This window comes from Thiocapsa rosea (assembly GCF_003634315.1).
Classification (GTDB): domain Bacteria; phylum Pseudomonadota; class Gammaproteobacteria; order Chromatiales; family Chromatiaceae; genus Thiocapsa; species Thiocapsa rosea.
In genome coordinates this window covers 5,739,204-5,762,974 of the sequence record NZ_RBXL01000001.1, presented here as the reverse complement: position 1 = coordinate 5,762,974, position 23,771 = coordinate 5,739,204, and the positions used below count along the sequence as shown (strand labels likewise).

At 64.6% G+C, this 23,771-nt stretch carries 23 protein-coding genes and 2 pseudogenes; 12 read left to right on the top strand and 13 right to left on the bottom strand.

From position 1 onward, the window contains the following. Positions 1-4: 4 nt before the first annotated feature. The 3 genes from BDD21_RS25555 to BDD21_RS25545 all read left to right on the top strand — a co-directional run bounded on the left by BDD21_RS25555 (position 5) and on the right by BDD21_RS25545 (position 1,369). Entirely contained in the window at positions 5-241 is a 237-nt protein-coding gene (locus BDD21_RS25555) for a hypothetical protein (RefSeq protein WP_120799560.1), read from the top strand. A gap of 219 nt (positions 242-460) precedes the next feature. Then, on the top strand, positions 461-955 hold the full coding sequence (locus BDD21_RS25550) for a sensor histidine kinase (protein ID WP_147431229.1): 495 nt from the start codon (positions 461-463) through the stop codon (positions 953-955). A 3-nt stretch (positions 956-958) separates the two neighbouring features. Continuing rightward, complete coding sequence (locus BDD21_RS25545) at positions 959-1,369, top strand: response regulator transcription factor (RefSeq protein WP_120799558.1); 411 nt, start codon at positions 959-961, stop codon at positions 1,367-1,369. A 206-nt stretch (positions 1,370-1,575) separates the two neighbouring features. Here BDD21_RS25545 and BDD21_RS25540 read toward each other — a convergent pair whose 3' ends face one another. The 8 genes from BDD21_RS25540 to BDD21_RS25505 all read right to left on the bottom strand — a co-directional run bounded on the left by BDD21_RS25540 (position 1,576) and on the right by BDD21_RS25505 (position 11,008). Next, positions 1,576-2,892 carry a hypothetical protein gene (locus tag BDD21_RS25540; RefSeq protein ID WP_120799557.1) on the bottom strand — a complete coding sequence of 439 codons (1,317 nt, stop codon included), beginning with the start codon at positions 2,890-2,892 and terminating at the stop codon, positions 1,576-1,578. Then, a complete protein-coding gene (locus BDD21_RS25535) occupies positions 2,889-4,514 on the bottom strand; it encodes a hypothetical protein (RefSeq protein WP_120799556.1) in 1,626 nt (541 codons plus the stop codon). The genes BDD21_RS25540 and BDD21_RS25535 overlap by 4 nt, the downstream gene beginning before the upstream one ends. Positions 4,515-4,516: 2 nt before the next feature. Continuing rightward, entirely contained in the window at positions 4,517-5,590 is a 1,074-nt protein-coding gene (locus tag BDD21_RS25530) for a hypothetical protein (protein WP_120799555.1), read from the bottom strand. Positions 5,591-6,001: 411 nt separating this feature from the next. Further along, a complete protein-coding gene (locus BDD21_RS25525) occupies positions 6,002-6,733 on the bottom strand; it encodes a response regulator transcription factor (protein ID WP_120799554.1) in 732 nt (243 codons plus the stop codon). 10 nt (positions 6,734-6,743) lie between these two features. Continuing rightward, positions 6,744-7,001 carry a sensor histidine kinase gene (locus BDD21_RS25520; protein WP_281269196.1) on the bottom strand — a complete coding sequence of 86 codons (258 nt, stop codon included), beginning with the start codon at positions 6,999-7,001 and terminating at the stop codon, positions 6,744-6,746. 172 nt (positions 7,002-7,173) lie between these two features. Further along, entirely contained in the window at positions 7,174-7,908 is a 735-nt protein-coding gene (locus BDD21_RS28430) for a Uma2 family endonuclease (RefSeq protein WP_211335169.1), read from the bottom strand. 135 nt (positions 7,909-8,043) lie between these two features. Further along, positions 8,044-8,691, bottom strand: a complete 648-nt coding sequence (locus BDD21_RS28425; RefSeq protein ID WP_211335168.1) for a hypothetical protein — start codon at positions 8,689-8,691, stop codon at positions 8,044-8,046. A gap of 205 nt (positions 8,692-8,896) precedes the next feature. Continuing rightward, on the bottom strand, positions 8,897-11,008 hold the full coding sequence (locus BDD21_RS25505; protein ID WP_120799552.1) for an amylo-alpha-1,6-glucosidase: 2,112 nt from the start codon (positions 11,006-11,008) through the stop codon (positions 8,897-8,899). A gap of 74 nt (positions 11,009-11,082) precedes the next feature. Here BDD21_RS25505 and BDD21_RS28420 point away from each other — a divergent pair, with 74 nt between their 5' ends. From BDD21_RS28420 to BDD21_RS25465, 9 genes and pseudogenes are all read left to right on the top strand, one after another. Continuing rightward, positions 11,083-11,247 carry a hypothetical protein gene (locus BDD21_RS28420; protein WP_211335167.1) on the top strand — a complete coding sequence of 55 codons (165 nt, stop codon included), beginning with the start codon at positions 11,083-11,085 and terminating at the stop codon, positions 11,245-11,247. A gap of 40 nt (positions 11,248-11,287) precedes the next feature. Then, positions 11,288-11,426 (top strand): annotated as a pseudogene (locus tag BDD21_RS29390) (transposase zinc-binding domain-containing protein); the annotation flags it as partial. Positions 11,427-11,907: 481 nt separating this feature from the next. After that, positions 11,908-13,158, top strand: coding sequence for a helix-turn-helix domain-containing protein (locus tag BDD21_RS25495; protein WP_147431227.1), 1,251 nt, complete (start codon positions 11,908-11,910; stop codon positions 13,156-13,158). 236 nt (positions 13,159-13,394) lie between these two features. Beyond that, on the top strand, positions 13,395-14,192 hold the full coding sequence (locus BDD21_RS25490; protein WP_120799550.1) for an FAD-dependent oxidoreductase: 798 nt from the start codon (positions 13,395-13,397) through the stop codon (positions 14,190-14,192). Then, positions 14,186-15,394: pseudogene (locus tag BDD21_RS25485) on the top strand (ISNCY family transposase); the annotation flags it as partial. The gene BDD21_RS25490 and the pseudogene BDD21_RS25485, both read left to right, overlap by 7 nt. Before the next feature lie 154 nt (positions 15,395-15,548). Continuing rightward, positions 15,549-16,310 carry an NAD(P)/FAD-dependent oxidoreductase gene (locus tag BDD21_RS25480; protein ID WP_170164905.1) on the top strand — a complete coding sequence of 254 codons (762 nt, stop codon included), beginning with the start codon at positions 15,549-15,551 and terminating at the stop codon, positions 16,308-16,310. 41 nt (positions 16,311-16,351) lie between these two features. Further along, a complete protein-coding gene (locus BDD21_RS25475) occupies positions 16,352-16,795 on the top strand; it encodes a hypothetical protein (protein WP_120799548.1) in 444 nt (147 codons plus the stop codon). A gap of 80 nt (positions 16,796-16,875) precedes the next feature. Further along, positions 16,876-17,349, top strand: a complete 474-nt coding sequence (locus BDD21_RS25470; protein WP_120799547.1) for a thiosulfate oxidation carrier protein SoxY — start codon at positions 16,876-16,878, stop codon at positions 17,347-17,349. Continuing rightward, on the top strand, positions 17,292-18,473 hold the full coding sequence (locus tag BDD21_RS25465; protein ID WP_245969835.1) for a thiosulfate oxidation carrier complex protein SoxZ: 1,182 nt from the start codon (positions 17,292-17,294) through the stop codon (positions 18,471-18,473). Before BDD21_RS25470 ends, BDD21_RS25465 begins: the two co-directional genes overlap by 58 nt. A gap of 671 nt (positions 18,474-19,144) precedes the next feature. On the opposite strand, the gene BDD21_RS25460 is transcribed toward BDD21_RS25465, so the two are convergent. The 5 genes from BDD21_RS25460 to BDD21_RS25440 all read right to left on the bottom strand — a co-directional run bounded on the left by BDD21_RS25460 (position 19,145) and on the right by BDD21_RS25440 (position 23,681). Further along, a complete protein-coding gene (locus BDD21_RS25460; protein WP_120799545.1) occupies positions 19,145-19,567 on the bottom strand; it encodes a DsrE family protein in 423 nt (140 codons plus the stop codon). 254 nt (positions 19,568-19,821) lie between these two features. Next, complete coding sequence (locus BDD21_RS25455) at positions 19,822-21,237, bottom strand: PhoH family protein (protein WP_120800124.1); 1,416 nt, start codon at positions 21,235-21,237, stop codon at positions 19,822-19,824. A gap of 349 nt (positions 21,238-21,586) precedes the next feature. Next, positions 21,587-22,060 carry a peroxiredoxin gene (locus BDD21_RS25450; protein ID WP_120799544.1) on the bottom strand — a complete coding sequence of 158 codons (474 nt, stop codon included), beginning with the start codon at positions 22,058-22,060 and terminating at the stop codon, positions 21,587-21,589. 266 nt (positions 22,061-22,326) lie between these two features. Continuing rightward, positions 22,327-22,866 carry a glycine cleavage system transcriptional repressor gene (locus BDD21_RS25445; protein WP_093035171.1) on the bottom strand — a complete coding sequence of 180 codons (540 nt, stop codon included), beginning with the start codon at positions 22,864-22,866 and terminating at the stop codon, positions 22,327-22,329. A gap of 251 nt (positions 22,867-23,117) precedes the next feature. Continuing rightward, positions 23,118-23,681, bottom strand: a complete 564-nt coding sequence (locus BDD21_RS25440; protein WP_120799543.1) for an FmdB family zinc ribbon protein — start codon at positions 23,679-23,681, stop codon at positions 23,118-23,120. Positions 23,682-23,771: the final 90 nt, after the last annotated feature.

Genomic DNA, 23,771 nt, shown 5'->3' with positions numbered 1-23,771 from the left:
CTTCATGTTGATCTACGGACCTTTCCAGTGGCGGGGCACCTCGGCGCTCAGCCGCATCGCGCTGGCCTATCTGCTCGCCACCTGCGCGACCGGCATTCTGGTGGTGGCGAGAACCTGGTTTCCGGAACTGGCAAGCCTTGCGGTGGCCCATTTCTGGCCGATCAACCTCCTGATGCAGTCCTTGATGCTGATGGCGGTTTTGGCGGTCAGCGGTCGTCTGCTGGCCGAGGTCCCGGAGTAGGCGCGACGCCTTGAAGGGGCGCGCCAGGCGCGGCTGCGCCTCGCCGCCTTGGCGCGGAAGTTCAGTGGGCTCTTGCGGGTCGTATCGCATAAGATCCGGAATCCGGCGTCCTCGTTGCGCTTCGTCGCCACGAATCTGCGCCGGGGTGTCTTAAGCCCGGAAGCGGCGGCGAAGGACCTAATCCGACTGTCGAATCAGCTTTCCGATATCGTGCGGGCCATGCAGCGACAGCGCGACGCCTTCGCCGACGGCACCGCCGCGGATTACCACTACGACCTGCGCGAGAAGGTGGTCCAAGTCCAAGGGGCCTTGGCCGGGCGTCTCGACCCCGCCGGACTCGACCTCGCGGTGCGCGCAGCGCCGGGCGGGCAGACCCATCTCGTCGACGGCCCGCGTCTGGTGCTGATCTTGACCAACCTTCTTGATAATGCCTTTAAGTATGGCGGAGTTGGCCGCGTGCGCCTGACTTTGTCGAGTACGCGCGAGCGGCTGAAGCTGGAGGTCGCGGACCAGGGGCAGGGCATCGCCGCCTCGGAGGTGGAGCGCAGCTTCGATCAGTTCTGGCGTGATCCGCAGCACGGCCACATCCCCGGGTGGGGCTTGGGGCTCTGGGCGTGTCGCAGCGCCGTGGAGTCGCTTGGCGGCAGCATCGAGTACGTCCCCCAAGTCTCGCATGGGGCCGGATTTCGGGTGTTGGTGACGCTTGAGCCATGATCCTTGGATCACCCGCACACTGTTGTTCGATGTTCCGTTCGCGGCCTTGGCCTGCTTACACTCGCAGACGGCGACGGCTATGCACTGCTCGCACACGTGCGCGAGCACGATCCGCTTCTGCCCATTATCTGCACGTCTGGCCGCTGTGATCTGGATGCCCGCGTCAAAGGGCTGCGTTCGGGTTTCGATCACTATCTCACCAAGCCCTTCGCACCTGAGGAGTTGGAGGCGTTGTTGGCGTTCGAACTGTGCCGAGGTGTGCATCGCGGGGCGTCCCTCGGCGATGATCGACCGGTCCCGGACGGGGGGCGCCGGAGCATTCACGAGGGCGAGCGCACGCTTGTCCTGGATGATCGCCTGGCGATCCCCCTAACCGAGGCCGAGCTTGGATTCCTTCGTAAGCCGTTTCTTTGATGGCTGCTTTCACGGCGCTCAAGGCAATGTCGAAGCCGGTGAACATGCTGGGGTCGAGTTGCTCGATGGTGCCCCGCTGACGAGGGCCGCAGGGGCAGGGCAGGCCTGGCTGCGTTGCGGGAATTCCGGGGGTGTGCGGCAGGCGCCTGTCGGGGCGCCCGTGCTCGCGGGCAGCGGATCCGTCCGCTACCCCTGGAACGGCTGGATCAGTTGCAGAGTCCGTACGGGTTCGTGGCGGTGGCGCCGACCATCAGTCCATTGGGATTGCCGTTCGCGTCGGTGCCGCTGCTGGTCTGCCAGAAGGTCGCGGTTCCTTGAGGCGGCGGCACGGGCCTCGGGCCGGTTGCGATGCCTCCGAGATAGTGCGGGATGCAGACACAGCCGACATCGAAGGTCGCCCCACTGCCGTCGCTGTCCGGGGCGCCGGTCAAGGCCACCACCACGCCGCCGGTGGCCTGGACGTCGTTCGTGCAGAGGCTATAGGGCAGGGGCGCCGTGGGAGTCTCGGCACACGCCAGATAGCCGATCGCCTCCGCGGGCGAATCGCTGATCGTCGGATACAGGAAGAGGTTGACGTCGGAGCCCTCCGAGCAGGTCGTCAGGTCCAGGCTGATGCCGGTGGTGTTGGTTGGATCTGCGAGCGCTTCTCCGTTCGTGAAGCTATAGTCGTGGCCATTGCCCTGATAGCCGGTCACGGTCAGGATGCCTTCGGAGGTCACAGGGAGGATCTGACTGGCTGCCGGTGAGGAAAAGGGGCCGGAGCTACTCATCGTATCGGCCGTGTCGATCACGGTGATTGTCGGCGTGCTGTTTATGTTTGTGATTGGCGTAGTTTCGGCCACCGGAAAGATGGCATTGCAGGACAGCGCGCCGGTCACGGGGCTGTTCGAATCGGCTGGATCCACCACGGAGACTGCCAATTGAACATAGGAGCCAGCGGTACAGTCCGTGAGATCGATGGTCTGGTTCCCGTTTTCAAAAGCGAGCGCCTGCCACTTGGTGTAGGCTGGGGTTGTCGTCGTAATAAAGACACCCGTGACCGTTAGCACGCCGCTCGTCGGATTATAGTCGTAGTAACCGGGCTGCGACGTGGCCTGCGTCGCGTACTGAGGACCTTGATAGAGGATATCGGGGTTCGAGTACCAGTTGGTCTTGACTTGATTGAGATAGGGTGCCTGAGCCGGGGCGGGGATCTTGCCTGATTGCTGCGGATCGGCGCCGATCGTGTAACTCGCGACGCTTATGATGCCGGTGTCCAAGGCAAAGACCGGAATGATGGCGATGATGCCCGATGCCGCGCCAGTCGTATTGACCACTTGCGTCGGTGGAGAGAAGGCCGCGGTGCTTGGATTACCGACTTGCATATAGCCGTTGACCGCGCTGATGTCGGCCCCGGTCAGGATCGCGCTCCAGAGGCTGATTTGGCTGGTACTGAATGAACCCTGGTAAAGGCTCAGCGCATTGCTGTAGGTTGGCGCGTCGCCGGTGGTGGCCCCGCAATCGCCGGACAGGAGATTGTTCATGGCGCCGATCCCGGAGCAAGGCGCTGGGACTGTGGTTGAGGGGGGATTGCGATGGAATAATTCGTCCAGAGCGCCTCGCCGCTCGTATTACCGAGGCCGAGCGCGTTGTTGATCTCGGCTTGTACGAAGCTGTTGGTCAGCAGCATACCGAGCAGGTTGGACGAGGAGTAGGTGTCGTTGATGACCGCGGGTGCATCCTGCGCCACCGGGGCCGGCATGCTCTCCGTTGTGGTGAAGTCCGCGCTGATGGCGCTGCTCGAATAATGGGTTACGGCCCCGTCCGCGGCTTCGCCGACGCCTTCGGCGGCCTTCACCCCGGCCTCGACGCCGATCGACGCCTCTGGTCCCGCCAATAACCCAATGCTCGCGACAGCCACATCGGTCGCCGTGGTCACCAGGCCGCTGAAGATCTTGCCCCAGATCGACTCATGGGTGATGGGCTTGCTGGCCGCTGTATTCATGGTGCCGATCACAGACTCGGCGACCCCCGGCGAGGCTAGGAGCCAGTTGGCATAGGCTGCGCTGTTCGCGTCTGATTTGAAGACTCCATTGTTCCCGGGCAAAGCCACTTTATTCATCAGCGTCTGCAAGTCGCTTTCCGACAGGCTTGCTGATGAGAAGGCGTAGCCGGTGTTGGTGGCGATGAACCAGAGGATCTTCGCGGCATAGCTGCTGATCAGGAAAGGGTCGCCGATGGCGAGCGTGAAGTGCCCGCCGTAGATCGGCGTCGCCCATTGATCGATTCCCGTGTTCACCTCGTTGCTCTTGACATAGGCGGCGAGGTTCACCGGATACATCGCCAGGTTCAGGCTATCGGTCGCGAGTTTGCTGCTGTTGGGATTGTTCACGCCCAGCCAGAGACCGCCCGTCGGCAGATAGCCTGGATCGGACGAGGAGACATTCAGGTTCATCACTGCGTTGGTGAAGTTGGCGCCGAATGGATTGACCGGCTGATTGACCGTGCCCGCCGGGGTGGCCAAAGCCCCATCCGACGCGTCGGGCGGCCCCGGCGGATTGATCCCACTATTGTAGTAATAGCCATCCGCGGCCGAGGCATAGGGCTGATTGCCGCCGGCCTCGAAGCCGGAAATCAGGATGTTGCCAGCCGAGGCGAAACTGGCCATGACCATCGTGTTGTTGGTCGTCGGGTTCACCAGTGTCCAACTGTCGCCGTAGGCGGGTGGATTGAGCAGCGGCGAGGTTGCCACGGAGTATTGCGACTGATTGCTGGACGTGCCTATTGGCAGATTGATCGCGGCGGCCGGCGCTGGCGCCGGATCATCATAATCCCAATAGAAGACGATTTCGTCCAGGAAGGGCACGCCCGGATCCTGGCCCTTCGAATGGCAGGGATTCTTTGTGCCCGTCGCATACACCCAGTCCCAGGAGCCGAATAGCTGGAGTGTACATACCTGATGATTGTTCCAGCCCTGCGCCTGGGCATTACTGCCGTTTGGCGCGCTGGGGTTCGGGTTATTCGTATAGGGCGTCAGCGTGTAGGTGTTCGGGCCCAGGTTGAAGAATGAATAGGAGAGCGCGCCGGTACTGGCTTGGTAGTCGTAACCAAGGGCCGCCGGGGCCGCGCCCGCGAGAAGAACAGCGGTGAGGATCTGCTGGTTCATGATCACTGGCCCCTCAGGTTGAACTTGACCCCGCGCACGACGACTGGGCTGTTGATGCTGTGCCCGGCGACCGCCGACTTACCGTGGGTGTTATCGAAGGCGTAATAGTTGCCCGCATTGACCTTGAAGCTGGTCAGGTCGCCGCTCGAATCGAAGACGCAATCGGTGAGAAGGACCTGTGCCGGCAGGCCGCCGGCCTCCAGCGACAGACCGCAGTTGGCGCCGCGCGAGACCTTCATCGGGATCGCGAAGACGAAATTTGGCGGCCCGGACAGGACCAGCGCGCTGACCCTGGCCGAGCTCGGGTAATGGACGCCACGATGGGACTGGAACACCGGAAGGAAGCCGATCTCGCTGACGCCGTGGCGGTAGGAGTCGACGTTGGTCAGGCCCAGCGCGCGGGAGCGATCGTGGAATCTGTTCCCGGGGACAAGGCTGTTCTCGACCAGTTTGGTTTGATGCAATATCACCGCCTTGCCGGCCATGACGTTGAAGGTCACGCCATTGCTGACGCAGCGCGGGGCCTCTTCGTACGGGCGCGAGACCAGGCTCGCCTGATAGGTGCCGGGCAGCAACGCATGCACCCCGCGATTGCCGATCTCGGCCTCGCAACCGGCGCCATTCGCCCCGTCGCGTGATTCGTAATGCTGGAGCTTGATGTTGCTGCCGCGCCGATCCAAGAACTGCATGGTTGCCGTCTTGATGCGTGTAATCTCGCCTTCGGTCACCACGACATGAAGCCGGTGACCGTCGTCCAGTCCGCTCGCCTGATAGAGCACATAGTCGCCGGGGGGGAGCGGGATATTGGTGTTCAGCGGGACCTGGATATCGTCCCCGGCGGCTGGGCCGATGATGGGGATGCTGATCAGGAAGTCGCCGGTCGCGCGCGGAACAATGGCGCCGAGCAGGCACAGTCCGGTGGTCACGGCTCTGCCCTTGCAGACCGCTGGATAGATGGCGGGACGGGGGTCGGCAACGACCCGGTGCTCGGCGCGGACAGCGCTGGCATGGCCGGCGGCGACAAGTAAGAGCGCGACACCCGCGCGCCGCAGGGTTGATGGACTTAGCGTTTTCATCGGGTCTTTGCCCTCGTGTCTGAGCGTCCGGAAACAGCGGATTGACGCGGCAGCGGGCCGGCTCGCATCCTCGCTTGGATCATGTCCGGGGCCGCATGGGCAACCCCCGGGTAAGCAGTCGAACGGCAAAGGCGCAATCCATTGAGAGGCTTCCCGTCCAGAGGACGAGCCGATGGCAGGGGTGGTCTTTGCGTCATTCGCGCCGAGGCGGTTCCGATACCCGATTGGGGGTAAAGATCACGTCTGCGGATGCCCGCTTCCTTTAGAGGGTAGTCGGCGGATGGCTGTCGCTCTATAAACCAATATCGACGCTTTCTGACGAATTCTTACGTCGCGTTGATGGACACGGGTTGGATGCGGGCGGCTGGCGGTGGACGGCGGCAGGGGCGACAGGATGCCAGGCTGAGGCGGCTACGACGTCTCGTCGGCAGTCGTCTCGACCCAGGCATAACCGATCCCATAGATGCTGATGAAGGGTGGGGGTACGTCGGTGACATCGGCGATCTTGTGACGTAGGCGGGAGACCATGGTGTCAAGACGGGCGCGCAAATAATAGCGCTCGGATTGGCCGAGGCCGGCAATGATGCTGGCTCGATCCAGGGTCGCCGGGGCCGCGGCGCGCAGTTGCCGCAGGAATAGCTGCTCCGTGTCAGTGATGGGGATGATCCGCTTGCCGTCCAGGCGCAGGCAGCGCTCGGCGGTGCAGATCGTCCAACGTTCATTGCTCGATCTCCGCCGGTCGGGCGTCTTTTCCTGCGCCTGCCGGCGCAGCGCGGCGCTGAGGAGCGCCTCAAGCTCCAATGGCTCGAGGGGTTTGCCGAGATAGTGGTCGAAGCCGGCCTTGAGACCTTGCACGCGGGCACTGAGATCGCCTTGGCCAGAGATGCAGATCACCGGGATCGACGGGGCGTGCCGGTGTAAATCTTCGAGCACGCCGAACCCGTCGCCGTCGGACAGGGTGAGATCGACGATGGCGCCCTGGAAACCGTGCGCGGCGATCTGCTCCACCGCCGCCGCTTGGCCCGCCACCAACACGACCTCATAGCCGAAACTCAACAAAAATCGGAGCAGTTGCCTACCACCGACGGGATCATCTTCCACCAGCAGTATCCGCGGCGCGTCCAAGGGTAATTCGCTGGTCATCGTGGAACGCTCAGATCAGTTCGAAGACAAGGTACTCGATGCGTCCGCCCAGGGACAGGGCCGCGTAGCGGCAGGCCCAAAGACCCAGCCCCCAACCTGGAATGTGGCGGCTGCCCTGACCACGCCAGAACCGCTCGAAGCCGCGATCGATGTCGGCGGCGAGGATGCCCGGACCCTGGTCGGTCACCTTCAGGACGAAGCGGTCCGGTGCGCTCGTCCGGTTCATGCGCACGCGTTCATCGCAGCCATATTTGCAGGCATTATCCAGCAGATCGGTCTGCCAAAAATAGGCGATGGCGAGACCTCGCCTCGAAGGTGTTGTCTACGGCGGGCCGAGCTGGAAGGACGTTCGGTAGGCGCCGTTCTCGGGGGGATCGTTGGCCCCAAATGGCGCTTGCAGGGATGTCGATGAGCCAGACCTCCGGAATGCCGTAGCGGGCTTACAGCAGCAGTTTTCGCATGCGGTCGTAGCGGACGCTGCTGTCGGCGACCTCGATGACCAGAAGTACATCTTCGGCCTGCGGATGTCCCGAGCTGTAGAAGTCGTCCCGCGGCGCGAGGATCGCGATGTCGGGCTGAGGTGCGCTGAGGTCACCGAGGAGGATCGGATCTTGGGTCGAGACGATCGCGCGTCTGCCGATGGCTTCGATGAGGAGCAACGTGAGCCGCTTGGTGCGACTGGCGTGCGGCGGCATGTGGATCAACTCTCCTTCGATCAGCTCGATCCTGGCGTCCGGGTCCAACACGCCGGCCTCGCCCATGCGGAAGAACTCCTGAGTGGTGACGCGATGCGGACGCGGGGGTGGCAAGGCTTTGCCGTGCATGAGGGTTTCGCTCTGGGCGCGTTGACCGGCGATCTCGGCGAGGTTGAGCCGTTGGCCGTCTTGGCAGGCGACCGGGACCTGAAAGCCGGGTCCTAGAAAGCGGTGGTACTTCTCCAGCGCCTGTACGAGCGAGTAGTTGGTCGGCAGCCACACGGGGCCGCGCCAGTTGGAGTTGCCGCCGAAGAGGGGCGAGTTGGACTCGCCGGGGACGTACTCCATCAGCGCATCGCCGATGCCGGGGATACGGCCGAGATGGGTCTGGGTGGCGTGGATGCGGCTGACGCTGCGGATCCCGAAGCGCGAGAGGAACTGCTCCTCGTCGAGCAGACGCTCCAGGATCCGCTGCAGCATGGTGTGATCGACCAGGGCGAGCAGGTACTCGCCCCGATCGTTTTCCCAGTCCGGACAGAGGCAGACGGCGCTGCCAGTGGATCGCCATCGCCTCGTAGTTGCGGTCCTTGGCGCAGAGCTCGAGTGCGATCAGAGTCATGTCGAGACTGAACATGGCCATCCAGCCGGTCGCATCGGCCTGCTTGAGGCTGTATCCGGACCGCGGTTCTTGAGATAGATCCGGATATGGATCTCGCGCGGCCCGGCCTTGGCGTAGAAGACGTCGATGTCCCAATAGCGCTGTTCGTCGAAACAGCCGGTGTCGGTGAGCAGGTAGGGCGGATCCTCGCGCGTGCGCCGGGCGTTCTCCTCGATCAGCTCGCGATAGGGGAAGGGCGCTTGCGGATATTTGTAGAGATAGCGCAGATAGCTCGCCGTGGGCAGGGCGTCGCGATAGAACCAGCACTCCTTCACGTCCTCGCCGCGATTGCCCTGCGGTCCGGTGAGCCCGAAGGCGCGCTCTTTCAGAAAGGGGTCGCGCCCGTTCCAGAGCGCGAGCGCGAAGCAGAGTCGCTGCTCGCGATCGCAGATGCCGCCGAGCCCGTCCTCGCTCCACCGATAGACGCGCGAGCGCGATTGCTCATGGGTGAAGTGGTCCCAGGCGTTGCCGTCGGCGCTGTAATCCTCGCGCACCGTTCCCCAAGCGCGCTCGGCGAGATAGGGGCCCCAGAGACGCCAGTCCGCGGTTCCTCGGCGTGCCTCTTCCAGGCGTTCGCGCTCGGCGTTGATCGGCCCTTCGCTCACGTGAGTCTCCTTAAACCGCACCCGGTGCGATATGCGTCGTTTGTTGGATTGGTTTGACCGCGCCGGCTCCGACAACTGTCGGAGCCGGCGCGGTTTAAGGTGATTTCCGGGAATCGTCATCCCGACAGCGAGTGCCTCTCGTCCCTGCCTCTTGAATTCCCCAACCGGACGCAAGACTTCGGCCCCACACCCGGGTGCGCCGACTTCAGTCGGCCTCCGGGGAGGCGGACTTCAGTCGGCCGTGCGGGCGTGCTCCGGAGGGGGCCGACTGAAGTCGGCGTTCCTGGGCGGTCGCGGTCGGCGACCTGGACACTGCAAGCTGCGTCCAGGCATCCAGAATACAGGCGACCGACCAAGCTTGCGCCGGACATCCGCGCGGATGGTGCGGCGGGTCGCCGTCGAAGATCTCGCTGACGGTACCCAGTCCGGCGTCGCGAAGATGATCGGCGATCGGGGCGAGCCGTGCTTGGGCTGCCGCCGCATCGCCGGTCACCCGGTATTCCGCGAGGGCATAGTGCCCCAGCAGCCAGGCCCAGACCGTGCCCTGATGGTAGGCGGCATCGCGACTCCAGACATCCCCTTCGTAACGACCCCGATAGTCGGGGTCTTCTTGCGCCAAGGTGCGCAGGCCGTAGGGACAGAGTAGATGATGCGCGCAGACCTCGACGACCGAGGCTTGGGCGGGCGCGTCGAGGGGCGAGTGCCTCAGGCTGACGGCGAAGATCTGATTCGGGCGAATGCGCGCGCCTTCGCCATCCGAGCCTTCCGGGACGTCGAGGACATCGTAGAGACCCCTGCCATCCGGGCGCACAAATCGGGCAAAACCGGCGCGAGTCCGATCCGCTGCGCTGCGATAGCCCCGCGGATCCCGCCCCAGGCGCTCGGCGAAGTCGGCCATCACCCGCAGTCCGTGATACCAGAGTGCATTGATCTCCACCGGCTTGCCGATCCGCGGGGTCACCACCCAATCGCCGACCTTCGCATCCATCCAGGTGAGCTGTACACCGGGCTCGCCGGCGTGGATCAGACCGTCGCTCGGGTCCATGCCGATCCCGTAGCGGGTGCCCTCGCGGTAGTGCGTGACGATCGACTCCAGGATCGGAAACACCCGGGCGAGCGCGGTGAGGTCATCGGACGCCTCGATGTAGGCGCGCCAGGCGTCGATGTACCAGAGCGCGGCATCAACCGTGTTGTAGACAGGGGTTTCGCCGGCGCCGGGGAAGCGGTTCGGCAGCATGCCGCGGTCGACGAATCCGGCGAAGGTCTCCAGGATGCGCTTGGCGATCTCGGGTTGACCGGTCGCGAGGGTCAGGCCGGGTAGCGCGATCATGGTGTCGCGACCCCAGTCGCCGAACCAGGGGTAGCCGGCGATCACGGACATGCCTTTGGCCTGCGGTTGCCGAGCGGGCAGGGCGCCGATCGGCCGTTCGATCAGGAAGCTGTCGGCGGCGAGGATGAGCTGCTCGACCCAGGCGGGGATGTCCGGGATCTGCTTGTAATGGGTCCGCGCGGTCCGAACGAGCGCGCGATCCTGCTGCCGGAAGCGCTCCAATGCCTGCTCGGGATCCGACACCACGTCGCTCTCGATGTCGGGACCGACCGTCGCCAGAATGCCGCACCACGCGGTCGCGCTCAAGGACAGCTCGGCGAAACCGACGCGCAAGAGGTCTTGTTGATCCGGCAGCCCGCGCTCGCGCTCGATCGGCAAGGCGAAGCGCTCGATCCATGCGCGGTCGATCCGCAGGCTGCCGCCGACGGCTGTCAGCGCGATGTCGTGTCCGTCGCTGCATCGCGCCGTCAAGCGCGCGTCGCCGTCGAGGGTCAGGATCGGATCGAAGTCGCCCGTGTGTCCGACGTGGTGATGGTCGTGATCGGCGAGCAGCAGAGCGATGCGCAGACTCGGCACGGCGCCCGGGCGAGAACGCAGGAGGCGATAGACCGACCAGACGCTGTCCTCGCCGGGCGGCATCCAGATGCGCTGCTCGACCACGAGATCGTCGCAGGCCCAGTGCCACAACGGCATGCGTCCGTCGAGACGGAAGGAATCGATCAGGACATGCCCGGCCGGCTCGACGCAACCGTCGGCCCAGCGGTTGGTGAAGAGCGGCCAGTGTCGATCCCCGTCCATCAGGGTTGCGTCCAGCTTGGCGATCTGCAGGCGGCGCCCGAGCGGCGGGTCGATCGCTGCGGTCAGGAGTCCGTGGTAGCCGCGGGTCAGGCTGCCGGCGACCGTGCCCGCGGCATAGCCGCCGCGGCCGTTGGCAATCCACCATTCGCGCTGTTCGGCTAGGTTCAGGTCAGCTGGAGGCTTGGTCATGGGCGAACGCTCGGTGTGGTCGACAGGGTTTCCGGAGGGTTGCAAATCTGGCACGCCAGTCCACAATTGCAAGCATGATTCCCCGCCGACTTGCAACACCTCTCAAGCATCGACTCAGCCGGTTCCCGGCTGTCGCCTTTCTGGTGTACTCCGGTGATGAACGCTATCCGAAAGGCGGCGGATTCGAGGCGATCGGGTTAGGGCCATTGGCGCAGGAGCTGTCCGCGCTCGGGGTGTGAAATAGAGCGGCCTCTAAGGACAAGTGTTGTTTCCAACCTGGCCTACGGTTTTTGTCGGGCGCGTTGCCCTGCGTGCGGCCACGACTTCCTGGTGGTTTTCTCCTGCAAGGGACGCGGCGGTTTGCCCCTCGTGCAATGCCCGGCCCATGTCGGAAACCGCGGCCCACCTGGTCGATCACGCCAACATGAGCTTCACGGACGCCGGCCCGGTGCCGGCCCGCGGCGACATCGCGCAGCAGGTGTTCCGGTACAGCGCCTTCACGCCCGATCTGGTGCGTCCGGGCTCGCGCGTCCTGCACGCCGATGGTTCACCGAAGTGGCGGATCGCCCCGCTCCGGTGGACCCGTATCGGCGACGCCGTCAACGGAAAGCGCGACCCCCGGGCGACGATGGATGCGCTGGCAGCCGCGCAGGATCAGCTCCTGCAACGCCTTGTTGACAACGGCCAGATCAAGCTCTGCGCCCCGCGGCTGCACCCGCCGCAACACCCCGCCTATTGGCTCGCGCGCCCCGGTGCGCCCAAACCGCGCCGCGACGACGGAAAGCCACCCGGTCGCACGATCGCCTTCGCCGCCCTCCTCGCCGCCTGGCGTGACGGGCGGAGCGGCGGTTGACTGCGGCAGCCCCCCGGCGGTCGGGCACAACAGCGACGACGACAACATGAAGCGCGACTGGATCTCGGTGATCGAGACCGGGTACCGCCTCGGCGGCAGTGACGAGGAGTGGCTCGACGAGCTGCTGGCCTGCGCCGCGCCGTTGATCGACCAAGGACTGCCGCCCATTGCCTGGGTGCGGCGACATGCGCCGAACACCATTCGCCGCGTCGCGTTCGCGGCCAGCGTCGGGGCCGAGTACCGTCGCTGGATCAGGCTTGCGCACCGCGGCGATGACCCCCGCCTGTACGACTTCCTCTACGGCTCCGGTCGTTGCGTCGGCACCGCCCAGGCGGAGTTGTTCCCGCGCCTTCCCGGCGAACGACCCAAGCTCGAACGGGTAACCGCGGGACGTGCGGCGGACTTGCTACTAGCCGCCGGACATACCGGCACTGGCGATACGGTCGCCTTTGCCGCTTACTCGACCGGGCGCATCACCCTGCGGAAGGACGATTACCGGCGCTGGGCACAGCTCGGCGCCCACCTTGGTGCAGCCCTGCGGCTGCGCTTGGCGGCTTGCACGCTGGATTTGGCGTCGGCTGCGGTCGAGGCCGTGCTCGAACCGGATGGCCGCCTGCAGGACGCCCGCGGGCCGGGACGCGAGCAGACCGCGCGCGACCGGCTGCGGTATGCCGTCAAGCAGATGGAGCGGAGCCGCTGCGCCGGTCGGCGGCAGTCCATCGACGAGGCCCTCGCGGCGTGGGAGGCACTGATCAGCGGGCGCTGGTCACTCGTCGAGCACTTCGACAGCGACGGGCGGCGCTACATCGTCGCCGTACGCAACGATCCACTTTATCCGGACCCCCGTGGCCTGACGCTGCGCGAGCGCCAGGTCGCCGAGTATGTCGGCATGGGGCAGTCGAGCGGCCAGATCGCCTATGCGTTGGGCATCTCCCCCTCCAGCGTGACCGATCACAGTGCCCGTGCTCAGCGCAAGCTCGGGCTCTCTTCCTGGACCGAGCTTGCCGCCTTCTTCGCCCGCAACGGGCCGCGCGTGCGCTTGGCCGAGGTCGCGATCCGCGACAACCGTCTGCTGATCGGCTCCTATCCCCTGCTCCCGGAGGCGAGTGTGCAGCCGTTGACCAACGCCGAGCGCGACATCCTGGCCGCCCTCCTCGCCGGCTCGACCAACGCCGACATCGCCGGTCGGCGGGCCGTGGCCGCACGGACCGTCGCCAACCAGGTCCAGGCGATCTTCCGCAAGCTCGGCGTGCGCTCCCGCGGCGAGCTTGCGGCACGCCTGCAGAGCGGGGGCTGATCTACTCGCCGGGTCAGCGTGAGTGATCGTTGGCCCGACGCCAAAACCGATACGTGTAATTGACCATGGCGCTCCCGCGGCGGCTCACCTAGCCTTTGGGTCAAGTTCATCGTCAACGTCGCCGGTGAGCCCGCGTTCGACGCCTGCGTGCCGGCGCTCCTCTTCCGCGCGGGCCAAGGCGGACGCGACGATCGCAGACGATCCGAACCCCGGCCATTGACCAGAGGAGCCACGCCATGCAGCCATCGATCGACGTCGCCGTCATCGGCGCCGGCCATGCCGGCCTCAACGCGATCAAGGAGATCCGCCAGACCACCGACAACTGGGTGCTGATCAACGGCGGACCCCTGGGCACCACCTGCGCGCGCATCGGTTGCATGCCATCGAAGATCGCACTGCAGCTCGCCGAGACCTACCAAGGGCGCGAGCGCTTCTCGCGCTTCGGGGTGGACGGCGGCGATCAACTCGTGCTCGATCAGCACAAGGCACTGGAGCATGTACGCGCGCTGCGCGACACCTTCGTCGACCTGGTGCTCGCCAACACCACCGACGAGATGGACGCGACGCAACTGATCGAAGGCTATGCCGAGTTCATCGACCGGGGCCGGCTGCGCGTCGGCGATCGCGAGATTCACGCCCGCGCGATCATCATTGCGACCGGGGCGCGCTCGGTCATCCCGCCCGCGCTCGCGCGGGAATTCGGCGACGGCATCCTGACCGTCGACACCCTGTTCGAACAGGAGCGGCTGCCCGCATCGGTCGCGGTCATCGGCCTGGGCCCGATCGGTATCGAGATCGGCCAGACGCTGCGGCGCCTCGGCGTCGAGGTGACCGGCTTCGACCACGGCGAGCGCGTCTCGCGGATCAAAGATCCGGCGGTCAACCGGACCGCCATCGAGACAGCAGTTCTAAATTTAAGACCATTATGTTATGAGGGACTCCTAAGAAGCTACTGGAGAGTCCTTTGGTCCTCAAGCCTGCCGTTGCCCAGAGTGATCCTGCGCCGGACGTGTTCTCGGTCACCGGCTTGGTGAAGCGGATTCGCGAGGCCTTGTTTGATTTGCCTGATCACCGTAAGGGCGGCAACAACCAGTCTTATGCCATCGGCGACGCTGCGCTGAGTGCCTTCTCGGCGTTTTTCCTGCAGAGTCCGTCGTTTCTGGATTACCAGCGGCGCATGCAGAAAGAGCACGGGGAGAACAACGCCAGCTCGCTGTTCGGAGTGCATCAGATCCCGAGCACGCAGCAGATCGGCAATCTGCTCGACCCGGTCTCGGCGGATCATCTCGCGCCGGTGTTCTTCGAACTCATCGAGGCGCTGCATCGGCACGGCGCCTTGGCATCGCACCGCGGCGTCGACGCACGCCTGCTGATTGCGCTCGACGGGACTCAGTACCACTGTTCCGAGTCGATCCACTGCGAGCACTGCTCTACGCGCACGCTGAGTAACGGCAAGACTCAGTATTACCATGTTGCCGTCACACCGGTGATCGTCGCCCCGGGGCAAGCGCAGGTCTTTGCCTTGCCACCGGCATTCGTGCGCCCGCAAGACGGGCAGGCCAAGCAGGACTGCGAGCTCAATGCTGCAACGCGGTGGCTGCTGCAGTGGGGTGCACGTATCGCGCCGTGGCGCACCACAATGCTGGGCGACGATCTGTACTGTCATCAGCCGTTCTGCGAGCAGGTGCTCGCGCTGGGCTGTGCGTTTTTGTTCGTCTGCCTGCCACCGTCGCACACGCTGCTGTATGAATGGGTTGCGGACTTCGAGCGCATCGGCGCGGTGCCGACCCTGGTGAACACATGCTGGACGGGCAAGCAGCGCCTCACCGAGACCTATCGCTGGCTCAATGATCTGCCGCTGCGCGACGGTGATGATGCCCTGAAGGTCGGTTGGTGCGAGCTGACGACCACCGATGCCGCGGGCAATGTGCTCTACCGCAACGCCTGGGCCAGCTCCGTGCCGGTCACCCGGGAGAACGTCGTCGAACTCGTCGCCGACGGGCGCAGCCGCTGGAAGATCGAGAACGAGAACAACAATACCCTCAAGACCAAGGGCTACAACTTCGAGCACAACTACAGCCACGGCAAACAGCACCTGTCCTCGCTGCTGGCAAGCCTGATGCTGCTGGCCTTCCTCACCCACAGCGTGCTCGATCTGCTCGACCAACGCTATCGCGCAATCCGCCGGAACCTACCCTCGCGGCGCACCTTCTTCGAACATCTGCGCGCGCTCACCTTGTACATGCCCTTTACCTCCTGGGATCACCTCTTCGACTTCATGCTGGAGGCCCTGCAGCCCGCGAGGCCGCCACCCAAGCGTCGATCGCCCGGACAACGGCGGCAAATTTAGAATTGCTGCCATCGAGATCCTCCGCCGTGAGTTCCCGCTCGTGCTCGGCCAGGAACCGCAGGTCGAGCGTTGCGAGGGCGGCTTCCTGGTACGCGCCGGCGAACACGCGGTGCGGGTCGAGAAGCTGTTCCTGGCCATCGGTCGCCAGCCGCACCTCGCGGGGCTGCACCTCGAGCGGCTCGGCGCGCCGCTCGATGCCCGGGGCGTGCCGGCCCATGACTCCGCCACCCTCAAGGTCAAAGGCGCCCCGGTCTACCTTGCCGGCGACGCCGCCGGCGGCATCGCCAACCTGCGCCGCGCCGCCGAGCAGGGCCGCATCGCCGGCTGGAACGCCACCCACCGCCGCAAGCACCGGTATGCGACGCGCACGCACTTGGCCATCGTATTCTCGGAGCCCAACATCGCCAGCATCGGCCGCGAGTGGGACACGCTCGACCCGCAGCGCCTCGCGGTCGCCGAGCAGCGCTTTGGCCCCGTCGGGCGCGCGATGATCATGGGCCAGAACCGCGGCATGCTCCGCATCTACGCCGATCGCCGCAGCCACCGCCTCCTCGGCGCCGCCGTTGTAGGTCCACGCTGCGAACACCTCGCCCACCTGATCTGCTGGGCCATCGAGAACCGGATGACCGTCGAGCGCGCCCTCGAAATGCCCTTCTATCACCCGGTCATCGAGGAGGCCCTGCAGGATGCGTTGCTCACGCTGAAGGCCGAACTGGCCCGTCTCCCATTGCGCTGGCGACTGCTGCCCCGCCGACCGGCGCCGGTCAGAAAACCGGCAGCCGATCTCCCCGCGCCAGCCTAGTGCGCCACTGATTCGCAACCGTCGAAACCGGAGAATCGAGCATGACCACACCCGCAATCCGCCGCCTGATTCCGCTTGTGATCCTCATCATTGGCGCGACCGCGCCGGCACATGGACTTGCCGACGAACTGACCGATGGACTGGCTTACCAAGGGACTGCCCCCGAAGCTGATCAAGGCGCTGACCAATGGGCCGACCAGCCGGCAGGCACGCCGGCCAGCACGTCCGCCGCCGATGTGGCGGCGAACGATCACCGGCGGCTGTTCCATCCCACCCCAACCGAGCGCGCCGCCGAGGCCCGCGGTCGTATCTACATCTACGACGGCTTGCGCGATGTCGATGTCCAGCGGGCACTCGATGAGGAGTTCGATCGCGTCGAGAGCATGATGTTTATCCGAACTCGCAAGACCGAACCTGACGGGGAGTTGCGCCGCGACCCCAAGACCGGAGAGGTCGAGGTCGAGGTCGAAGATGACGGCTGCTGACGCTCGCGATCGTCGCCTCGGAACGTTGATTCCGAGGGCTTTTCCTTTGGTGCGGGTTGACCTGTTGGGAGAGACAGACCATGCAACGACGAGATCTGATTCAACAAACGCTCGCGTTGACGCCGTTGCTGGCATTCGGCGGTGTGGGGTTGTTCGCGGAGCGCGCCTTGGCCCAATGGCCTGCCGATGTGTTTCATGCCGATGCGCTTGAGACCGTGCTTGCTTCGCTGTTTCCGGATCTGGCGATCCACGATACCGATCGGATTCAGATCGACGCGCCGGACATCGCCGAGAACGGCGAGGTCGTGCCGGTCGAGGTGAGCATCACGTTGCCAGCCGCCAAGACGTTGACGCTGCTCAGTGACGGCAATCCGTTCCCGCTGCTCGCACGGGCACGCTTGACCGCGGCGATCGATCCGTGGGTCGCAACACGCGTGAAACTTGGTCAGGCGGTTTTGCCGTGCGCGTGCTGTTGCGCCATCCGATGGAGACCGGGATGCGCAAGCACCCTTCGACCGGCGAGCCGATCCCGCGGCGGTTCATCCGCGAGGTGATCTGCGAGCACAACGATGAGCCCGTCTTGTCTTGGGACTGGGGGTGGGGCGTGTCCGCCAACCCCTATCTGTCATTTCGAATCCGCAGCGGTGCATCCGGCGACCGCATTCGGATTCGCTGGGTCGAGGACAACGGTCAGATCGGTTCACTCGCGACCAGCGTGAGCTCACAGGGCGCGCCCGAGCAACCCACCGACTCGACCCAATCCACGTCGCAACGCACTCCGGAGACAATCGCCATGAAAAGTTCCCTCGTTGCCGCCTGTATCCTGACCTTTGGCGCATCGGGATTCAGTCATGCGGCCGACGACATCACGCCGGCGGATGAGCCCGAGCCGGGTCAGGTTCTGTTCGAGACACACGGCTGTAGCAACTGTCACGGAACAGACGGCGTGCATCCGGAGGCGAAGTATGTCCCGATCTTGCGTGGCAAGTCTGCGGACTATCTTCTCAAACAGGCCAATGCCATCTTCAGCGGCGCGGACGGGGAGGGTCGGGCGCACTTCATGCATGATCAATTCTGCATCGGTGAAACACCGGACGAAGGCTGCTACCCACTGCCGTCCGCGCTCGCGCTGCGTGAGATTGCCGACTGGCTTGGTGGTGCTGTCGAGCCAGCCGGAGAGGCGCGTACCCCCCGGGGACTGTCTGTCAGCGCCGCGCAGGCCTACGAGCAATTGCAGGCGCTCGGTGAGCGTGCGCTTTTCATTGATATCCGTACGCGCGCGGAGGTGGCGTTTCTTGGCATGCCGACGGATGCGGATGCCAATATCCCGTACATGACAGCCGGCAACTTTGACGAATGGGACGAAGCCGAACAGACCTTCAAGCTCAGGCCGAACAGCGAGTTCACGGCTCGGGTCGGCGACTTAGTGCAGGTGCGCGGGCTCGACCAGGATACCCCCATCTATCTGATCTGCCGCTCCGGCAGCCGCAGTGCAAAAGCGGCGAACATTCTGGACCTGGCGGGCTATCGCAAGGTCTACACCATCACCGACGGCTACGAGGGCGCCAAGGCCGAGTACGGACCTCGCAAGGGTGAACGCGTTGTCAATGGCTGGAAGAACGCCGGCTTGCCATGGTCTTACCGGCTGAATAAGACGGCGATGTATTGGGACCTATGAACAGGGGCGATGGGGCAGGTCTTGACTTAGGTGATTTCCGGACAAGGATCTACCGGAAGCGCCGCAACCAGGAAAAGTGGTCGAACGCTCTACTCGTTGTCGTTGTCAGCCTCGATCATCGTTTCGGCCACATCGGCAGTGTCTAGGTCGCCGACCGCGACCGCCCGGGTACGCCGACTTCAGTCGGCCCCTCGAGAACGCCCGCACGGCGGACTGAAGTCCGCCGCCCCGGGGGCCGACTGAAGTCGGCGTACCCGGGTGTGGGGCCGAAGTCTTGCGTCCGGTTGGGGAACCCAAGAGGCATGGACGAGAGGAGGACCAAAGCCTCGTTGTCGTTGTCGTCATCGGATTCCGGACGAAAACGACAACGACAACGACAACGACAACGACAACGACAACGAAAAATTCTGCGACGCTTTGCTTACGTCTGACGGCATCAAGGACTCGATGCCTTCCAGGCACTCGCTGTCGGGATGACGATTCCCGGAAATCACCTAAAGTGACCGACAACAACAAGCATCCTAAGGTGGGGAAGCGCAGCGCAGTCCAGCAGCGCCGGCCCGGGGCTTGGTGGACTGCGCTGCGCTTTTCCACCCTACTTCGATCCTACCTCGTCGACTCTACGCTTCGAACGAGCGTCTCGCGGCCCGGCATTCGCCGGGCCTTCGGTCTCAAGGCCGGATGTAGACGTAGCCCTGAGATTGCAGCTCCCCGATGCGGGTCACTCCGCCCTGACTCACCTCGACAAATCCCGGCAGCAGCTCGTCGAGCTCCAGATTGAAGACTTTGAGCGTGTTGCCGCACATCTCGAAGGCGACACCCTGCTCGCGCAGCGACGCCACACCCGAGCTGACCTTCTCGGTCGCCTCGATCTCGTTCAGCGCGTTTACCGCAGGGCCGTGGACGACGAGCACCATATTGATGTTCTCGGGTCCGCCGACCCCGTCGATATGGTTCTGCATATTGTTCAGCACGAAGGCCGCGCGATCCGGCTCCGAGAGGTGGTAGACGACATCGAGCTTCTCCGCCGCAGTCGCGACGGACAAGGCACCGGCGACTCCGGCAAGCAACGCCAAGAGCGGAGCAGTTTTCATCGGAAAGTCCTCGTTTGATGGTTGATCGGCGCCCGTCTTATGGGGCGCTCGACACACAGGCCACGCCGCAGAGCGACGCCACGCGAGGTCTGCAAGCTCGACGTCCGGTCACGCGACCAAGCCCGCCGAGACCTACGCCTCCTTTCTTCTTTTTCTCGTTCATCGCGATCGCGTCCACGCCGTCATCCTTGACACCCCCAAAGCGTCCGGCCATCCACCCAACCGCATTGGTTCCACCGAGACGCGATCGCGTTTTAGAGCTCCTGCGAGGCGAAATCCGCCAGCCGCGACCGCTCCCCGCGCAACAGCGTGATATGCCCGCTGTACTGCCACTGCTTGAACCGATCCACCACATACGTCAGGCCGGACGTGGTCTCGGTCAAGTAAGGCGTATCGATCTGGCTGATGTTGCCGAGACAAACGAACTTGGTCCCCGGGCCCGAACGGGTGATGAGTGTCTTCATCTGCTTGGCGGTGAGGTTCTGCGCCTCGTCCAGGATGATGTATTTGTTCAGGAAGGTCCGCCCGCGCATGAAGTTGAGCGAGGAGATGCGGATCCGGTTGCGTATCAGGTCGTTGGTTGCCGCGCGGCCCCATTCGCCACCCTCGGGTTTGGTCAGCACCTCGAGGTTGTCCATGAGTGCACCCATCCAGGGCGTCATCTTCTCTTCCTCCGTGCCGGGCAGGAAGCCGATGTCTTCGCCGACGGGGACCGTAACCCGGGTCATGATGATCTCGCGATAGAGGTTGCGGTCCAGCACCTGGGCGAGACCCGCCGCCAGTGCAAGGAGCGTCTTGCCGGTCCCGGCGGCCCCGAGCAGGGTGACGAAATCCAGGTCCGGATCCATCAGCATGTTTAGCGCGAAGTTCTGCTCGCGGTTGCGTGCCGTGATGCCCCAGACGCCGTGGCGCGGGATGCGGTAATCGTCGACCAGCTCGATGACGGCCTCGGTCTCGGTGCGTTTTTCGCGCACGATGGCCTCGAAGGCATCGTCCTCGCCCAGATAGAGACACTCGGCGGGATACCAGTCCGCGATGTCCGGCCCAGCGACCCGATAGAGCGTACGGCCCTCCTCCTTCCAGGCATCGAGCGACTTCTCGTGGTGCTCCCAGAAGTCCTCCGGGAGCGCCTCCATGCCGGTGTAGAGCAGGTTGACGTCGTCGAGGACTTGATCGTTGGAATAGTCCTCCGCCGGGATGCCGAGCACCGCGGCCTTGATGCGCAGGTTGATGTCTTTCGAGACGATAATGACCTGGCGATCGGTCCGCAGCTGGCTCAGTGCTTGGGCGGTGCCCAGGATGTTGTTGTCCGCTCCGCTGCCCGGCAAGGATGCCGGCAGCTTCAGATCGAGCAGCTCGGTTTGAAAGAAAAGCCGTCCGGTGGACGGGTGAGCGATGCCGCCGCCGGCCGAGACCGGGCCGATCAGCAGGCCCGCGTCGATCTCGTCCTTGTCCGCCCCCGACATGAGCTGATCGAGAAAACGACTGACTTGGCGAACGTTGCGCGCCACTTCGGACAAGCCCTTTTTCCCGTGATCGAGCTCCTCGAGCACGATCATGGGCAGGAAGATGTCGTGCTCTTGGAAGCGAAAGATGGCCGTGGGGTCGTGCATCAGCACGTTGGTGTCGAGGACGAACAGGCAGGTCTTGTCGTTTTCGCGTTTGATCATGGGCATCGGCTACCGGAGCGCCGCGCCGGAGCACTCGGCAGCGGCGATCGATCGGGTGGGGGAGGGGGTTTGCGACACTCGGCAGGGCTGCTCGGTATCGGCCGGGATCGCCGGGCGGCGCGCGATTCGGCGTCGATCCGACGAGGATCCGGTGTGCTGCGCTCTCCGCGCGGGTGGCCGAGGCACCCCGAGGCGCGACCTAGTGCCGCAGGGTAGATGTTCCGAGACTGTTCGTAGTCGTAGTCGTAGTCGTAGTCGACCATCGATAGGACGACGACCACGGTTACGACAACGACAACGACAACGAAAAAATGATCTCGGACGGTCTCGGAATCTCTGCACCGCTACACTAACCGGCGTTGAGCCGTTGCGCCGCGGCGAGCACGGCGGCGACGTGGTCCTTCACCTTGACCCCGCGCCATTCCTCGCGCAGCACGCCCTCGGCGTCGATCAGGAAGGTACTGCGCTCGACCCCGAGGCTCTCTTTGCCGTACATCTTCTTCATCTTGATGACATCGAATGCGTTGCAGAGCGTCTCGTCCTTGTCCGAGAGTAGGTCGAAGGGGAAGGATTGCTTAGCCTTGAAGTTTTCCTGGGCCTTGATACCGTCGCGCGAGGCGCCGAGGATCTGCGTGTCGGCCGCCGCGAAGGCGTCCGCTGCATCGCGAAAGTCCTGGCCTTCCTGCGTGCAGCCGGGTGTGCTGGCCTTTGGGTAGAAATAGAGGACGAGATGCTTGCCGCGGTAATCCGAGAGCTTGACGCTCTTCTCGCCCGTGGCGGGCAGTTCGATATCCGGGATGGTTTCGCCGATCGCGACGCTCATGTCGGGTGCCTCCACTCTCGAGTGATGATGTGCGGTGGATTTGGTGGCGGCCGGCGGCGTTTCATACCGGCCTCGATCATGGAATCGGCCGGTAGGGTGGACGAGCGGGAGCGAAGTCCACCGAAAACCGTGCCGACGCTGGTGGACTGCGCTGCGCTTGTCCACCCTACGGCGCTTGTCCTCCCTCGCGTACCGGGATCGCTGTGGTCGGCGTGATGCGCACGGCCCCTTGTACCGTCCGGCGCACCTTATACAGCCGCTCGGACTCAGCCTTTGATCGGCTCGAGCACGGCGTCGAGGTTCAGCCCGTCGCAATAGTCCATGAACTCCTCGCGCAGACCGGCGATGTGCATGTCCGACGGGATCCCGACCGTCATGTGCACCGCGAACATGGTGGTTCCGGTGTGGGCGGCGGCGTAGGTGGAGGTCGACATGTCCTCGATGTTGATCTTGCGCTCGGCGAAGAAGCCGGCGAGGTTGTTGACGATCCCCGGATGGTCCATCGAGATCACGTCGACCGCGTACGGGAGCAGATTTCGGCCCGTGGCGCGCTCGCCGGTGCGCTTGGAGATGATCGTCATCCCGAGCTGGCGTTCCAGCTCCGGTAAGGCATTCTCGATCTTGGCCAACGTGTTCCATTTGCCTTCGACCAGGAGGATCGCCGCAAACTCGCCGCCGAGGACGGTCATGCGGCTGTCCTCGATATTACAACCGTGCTCGAGCACGGTTTTGGAAATCTGGTTGACGATACCGGGGTGGTCTTCGCCGAGTGCCGAGATCACGAGGTAGGTCTTCTGCTTGGTCATATCCTTGCCGGGGTTCGCGGGTTACAAGTACCGCTCGGAGTGTAGCATGCACCGTCGGACCCCTGCATAGGGCAGGCGGGGCCACTCCCGTGCGGTTCTCGGGACAGGCTGGGGTCGCGTCCAAGCGCAATCCGCGATGTCGTGCGCTCCGAGAGTTTTCGCGAACGCGAGCCGCGCGATCCCGAGCGCGGCGATCGCTCGGGATGCCCTTCGGAACGAGTCGGAACGAGACTTAAGGCCGACCCGGGGCGTCAGGAAGGCGACCCGCTGCGCGACTCGTCCGCAGGAGCCTGCAGGGGATACCAGGTATCGTCGCGCGCGGCCGGCAGGAGATCGCGTCGAAGTTGTTTCAAGGCATCCGCGGTACGCGCGGCGCCCCCTGCGCCGAACGGATCCTCGGAGTCGAGCACGTCGCCGAGCTCCGCGTCGATCTGATCCGGATCCTCGCCCGCCTCCATTCGACGGATGGCCTCGGCCATCCCGTCGCCCAGCTTCAGGCCCGTCGCCTCGAACAGCTTGCGCATCGTCTGCGCCGCCTGCTTGGGGTCGTCCTGATCGAGATTCTCCAGCTCGCCGGCCATCGAGGCGAAGGCGTTCATCAGCTTCGCCTCGTCCAGACCCGCGGGCAGATCCTCGCCCCCCGCGTCTTCGCCGTCTTGCGCGCGCCCGCGGCTGATCGCGAACAGGCTCGCCTGACGCCCCAGCTCCGGCCGCCCGCAGCGCGGACACGCAGGACGCGTCTCGGTATCGACCCGACGCGAGAAGAAGTTGAAGATGGCATGGCAGTCGGGGCAGTAGAACTCATAGACCGGCATGGTGTTGTCTCCATCGAATTTCTCGGCGCATTCTACACGCGATGTCCGCCTCGCGGACCGCGCTTCGACAGGGTGCTCGCGACGCGGCGC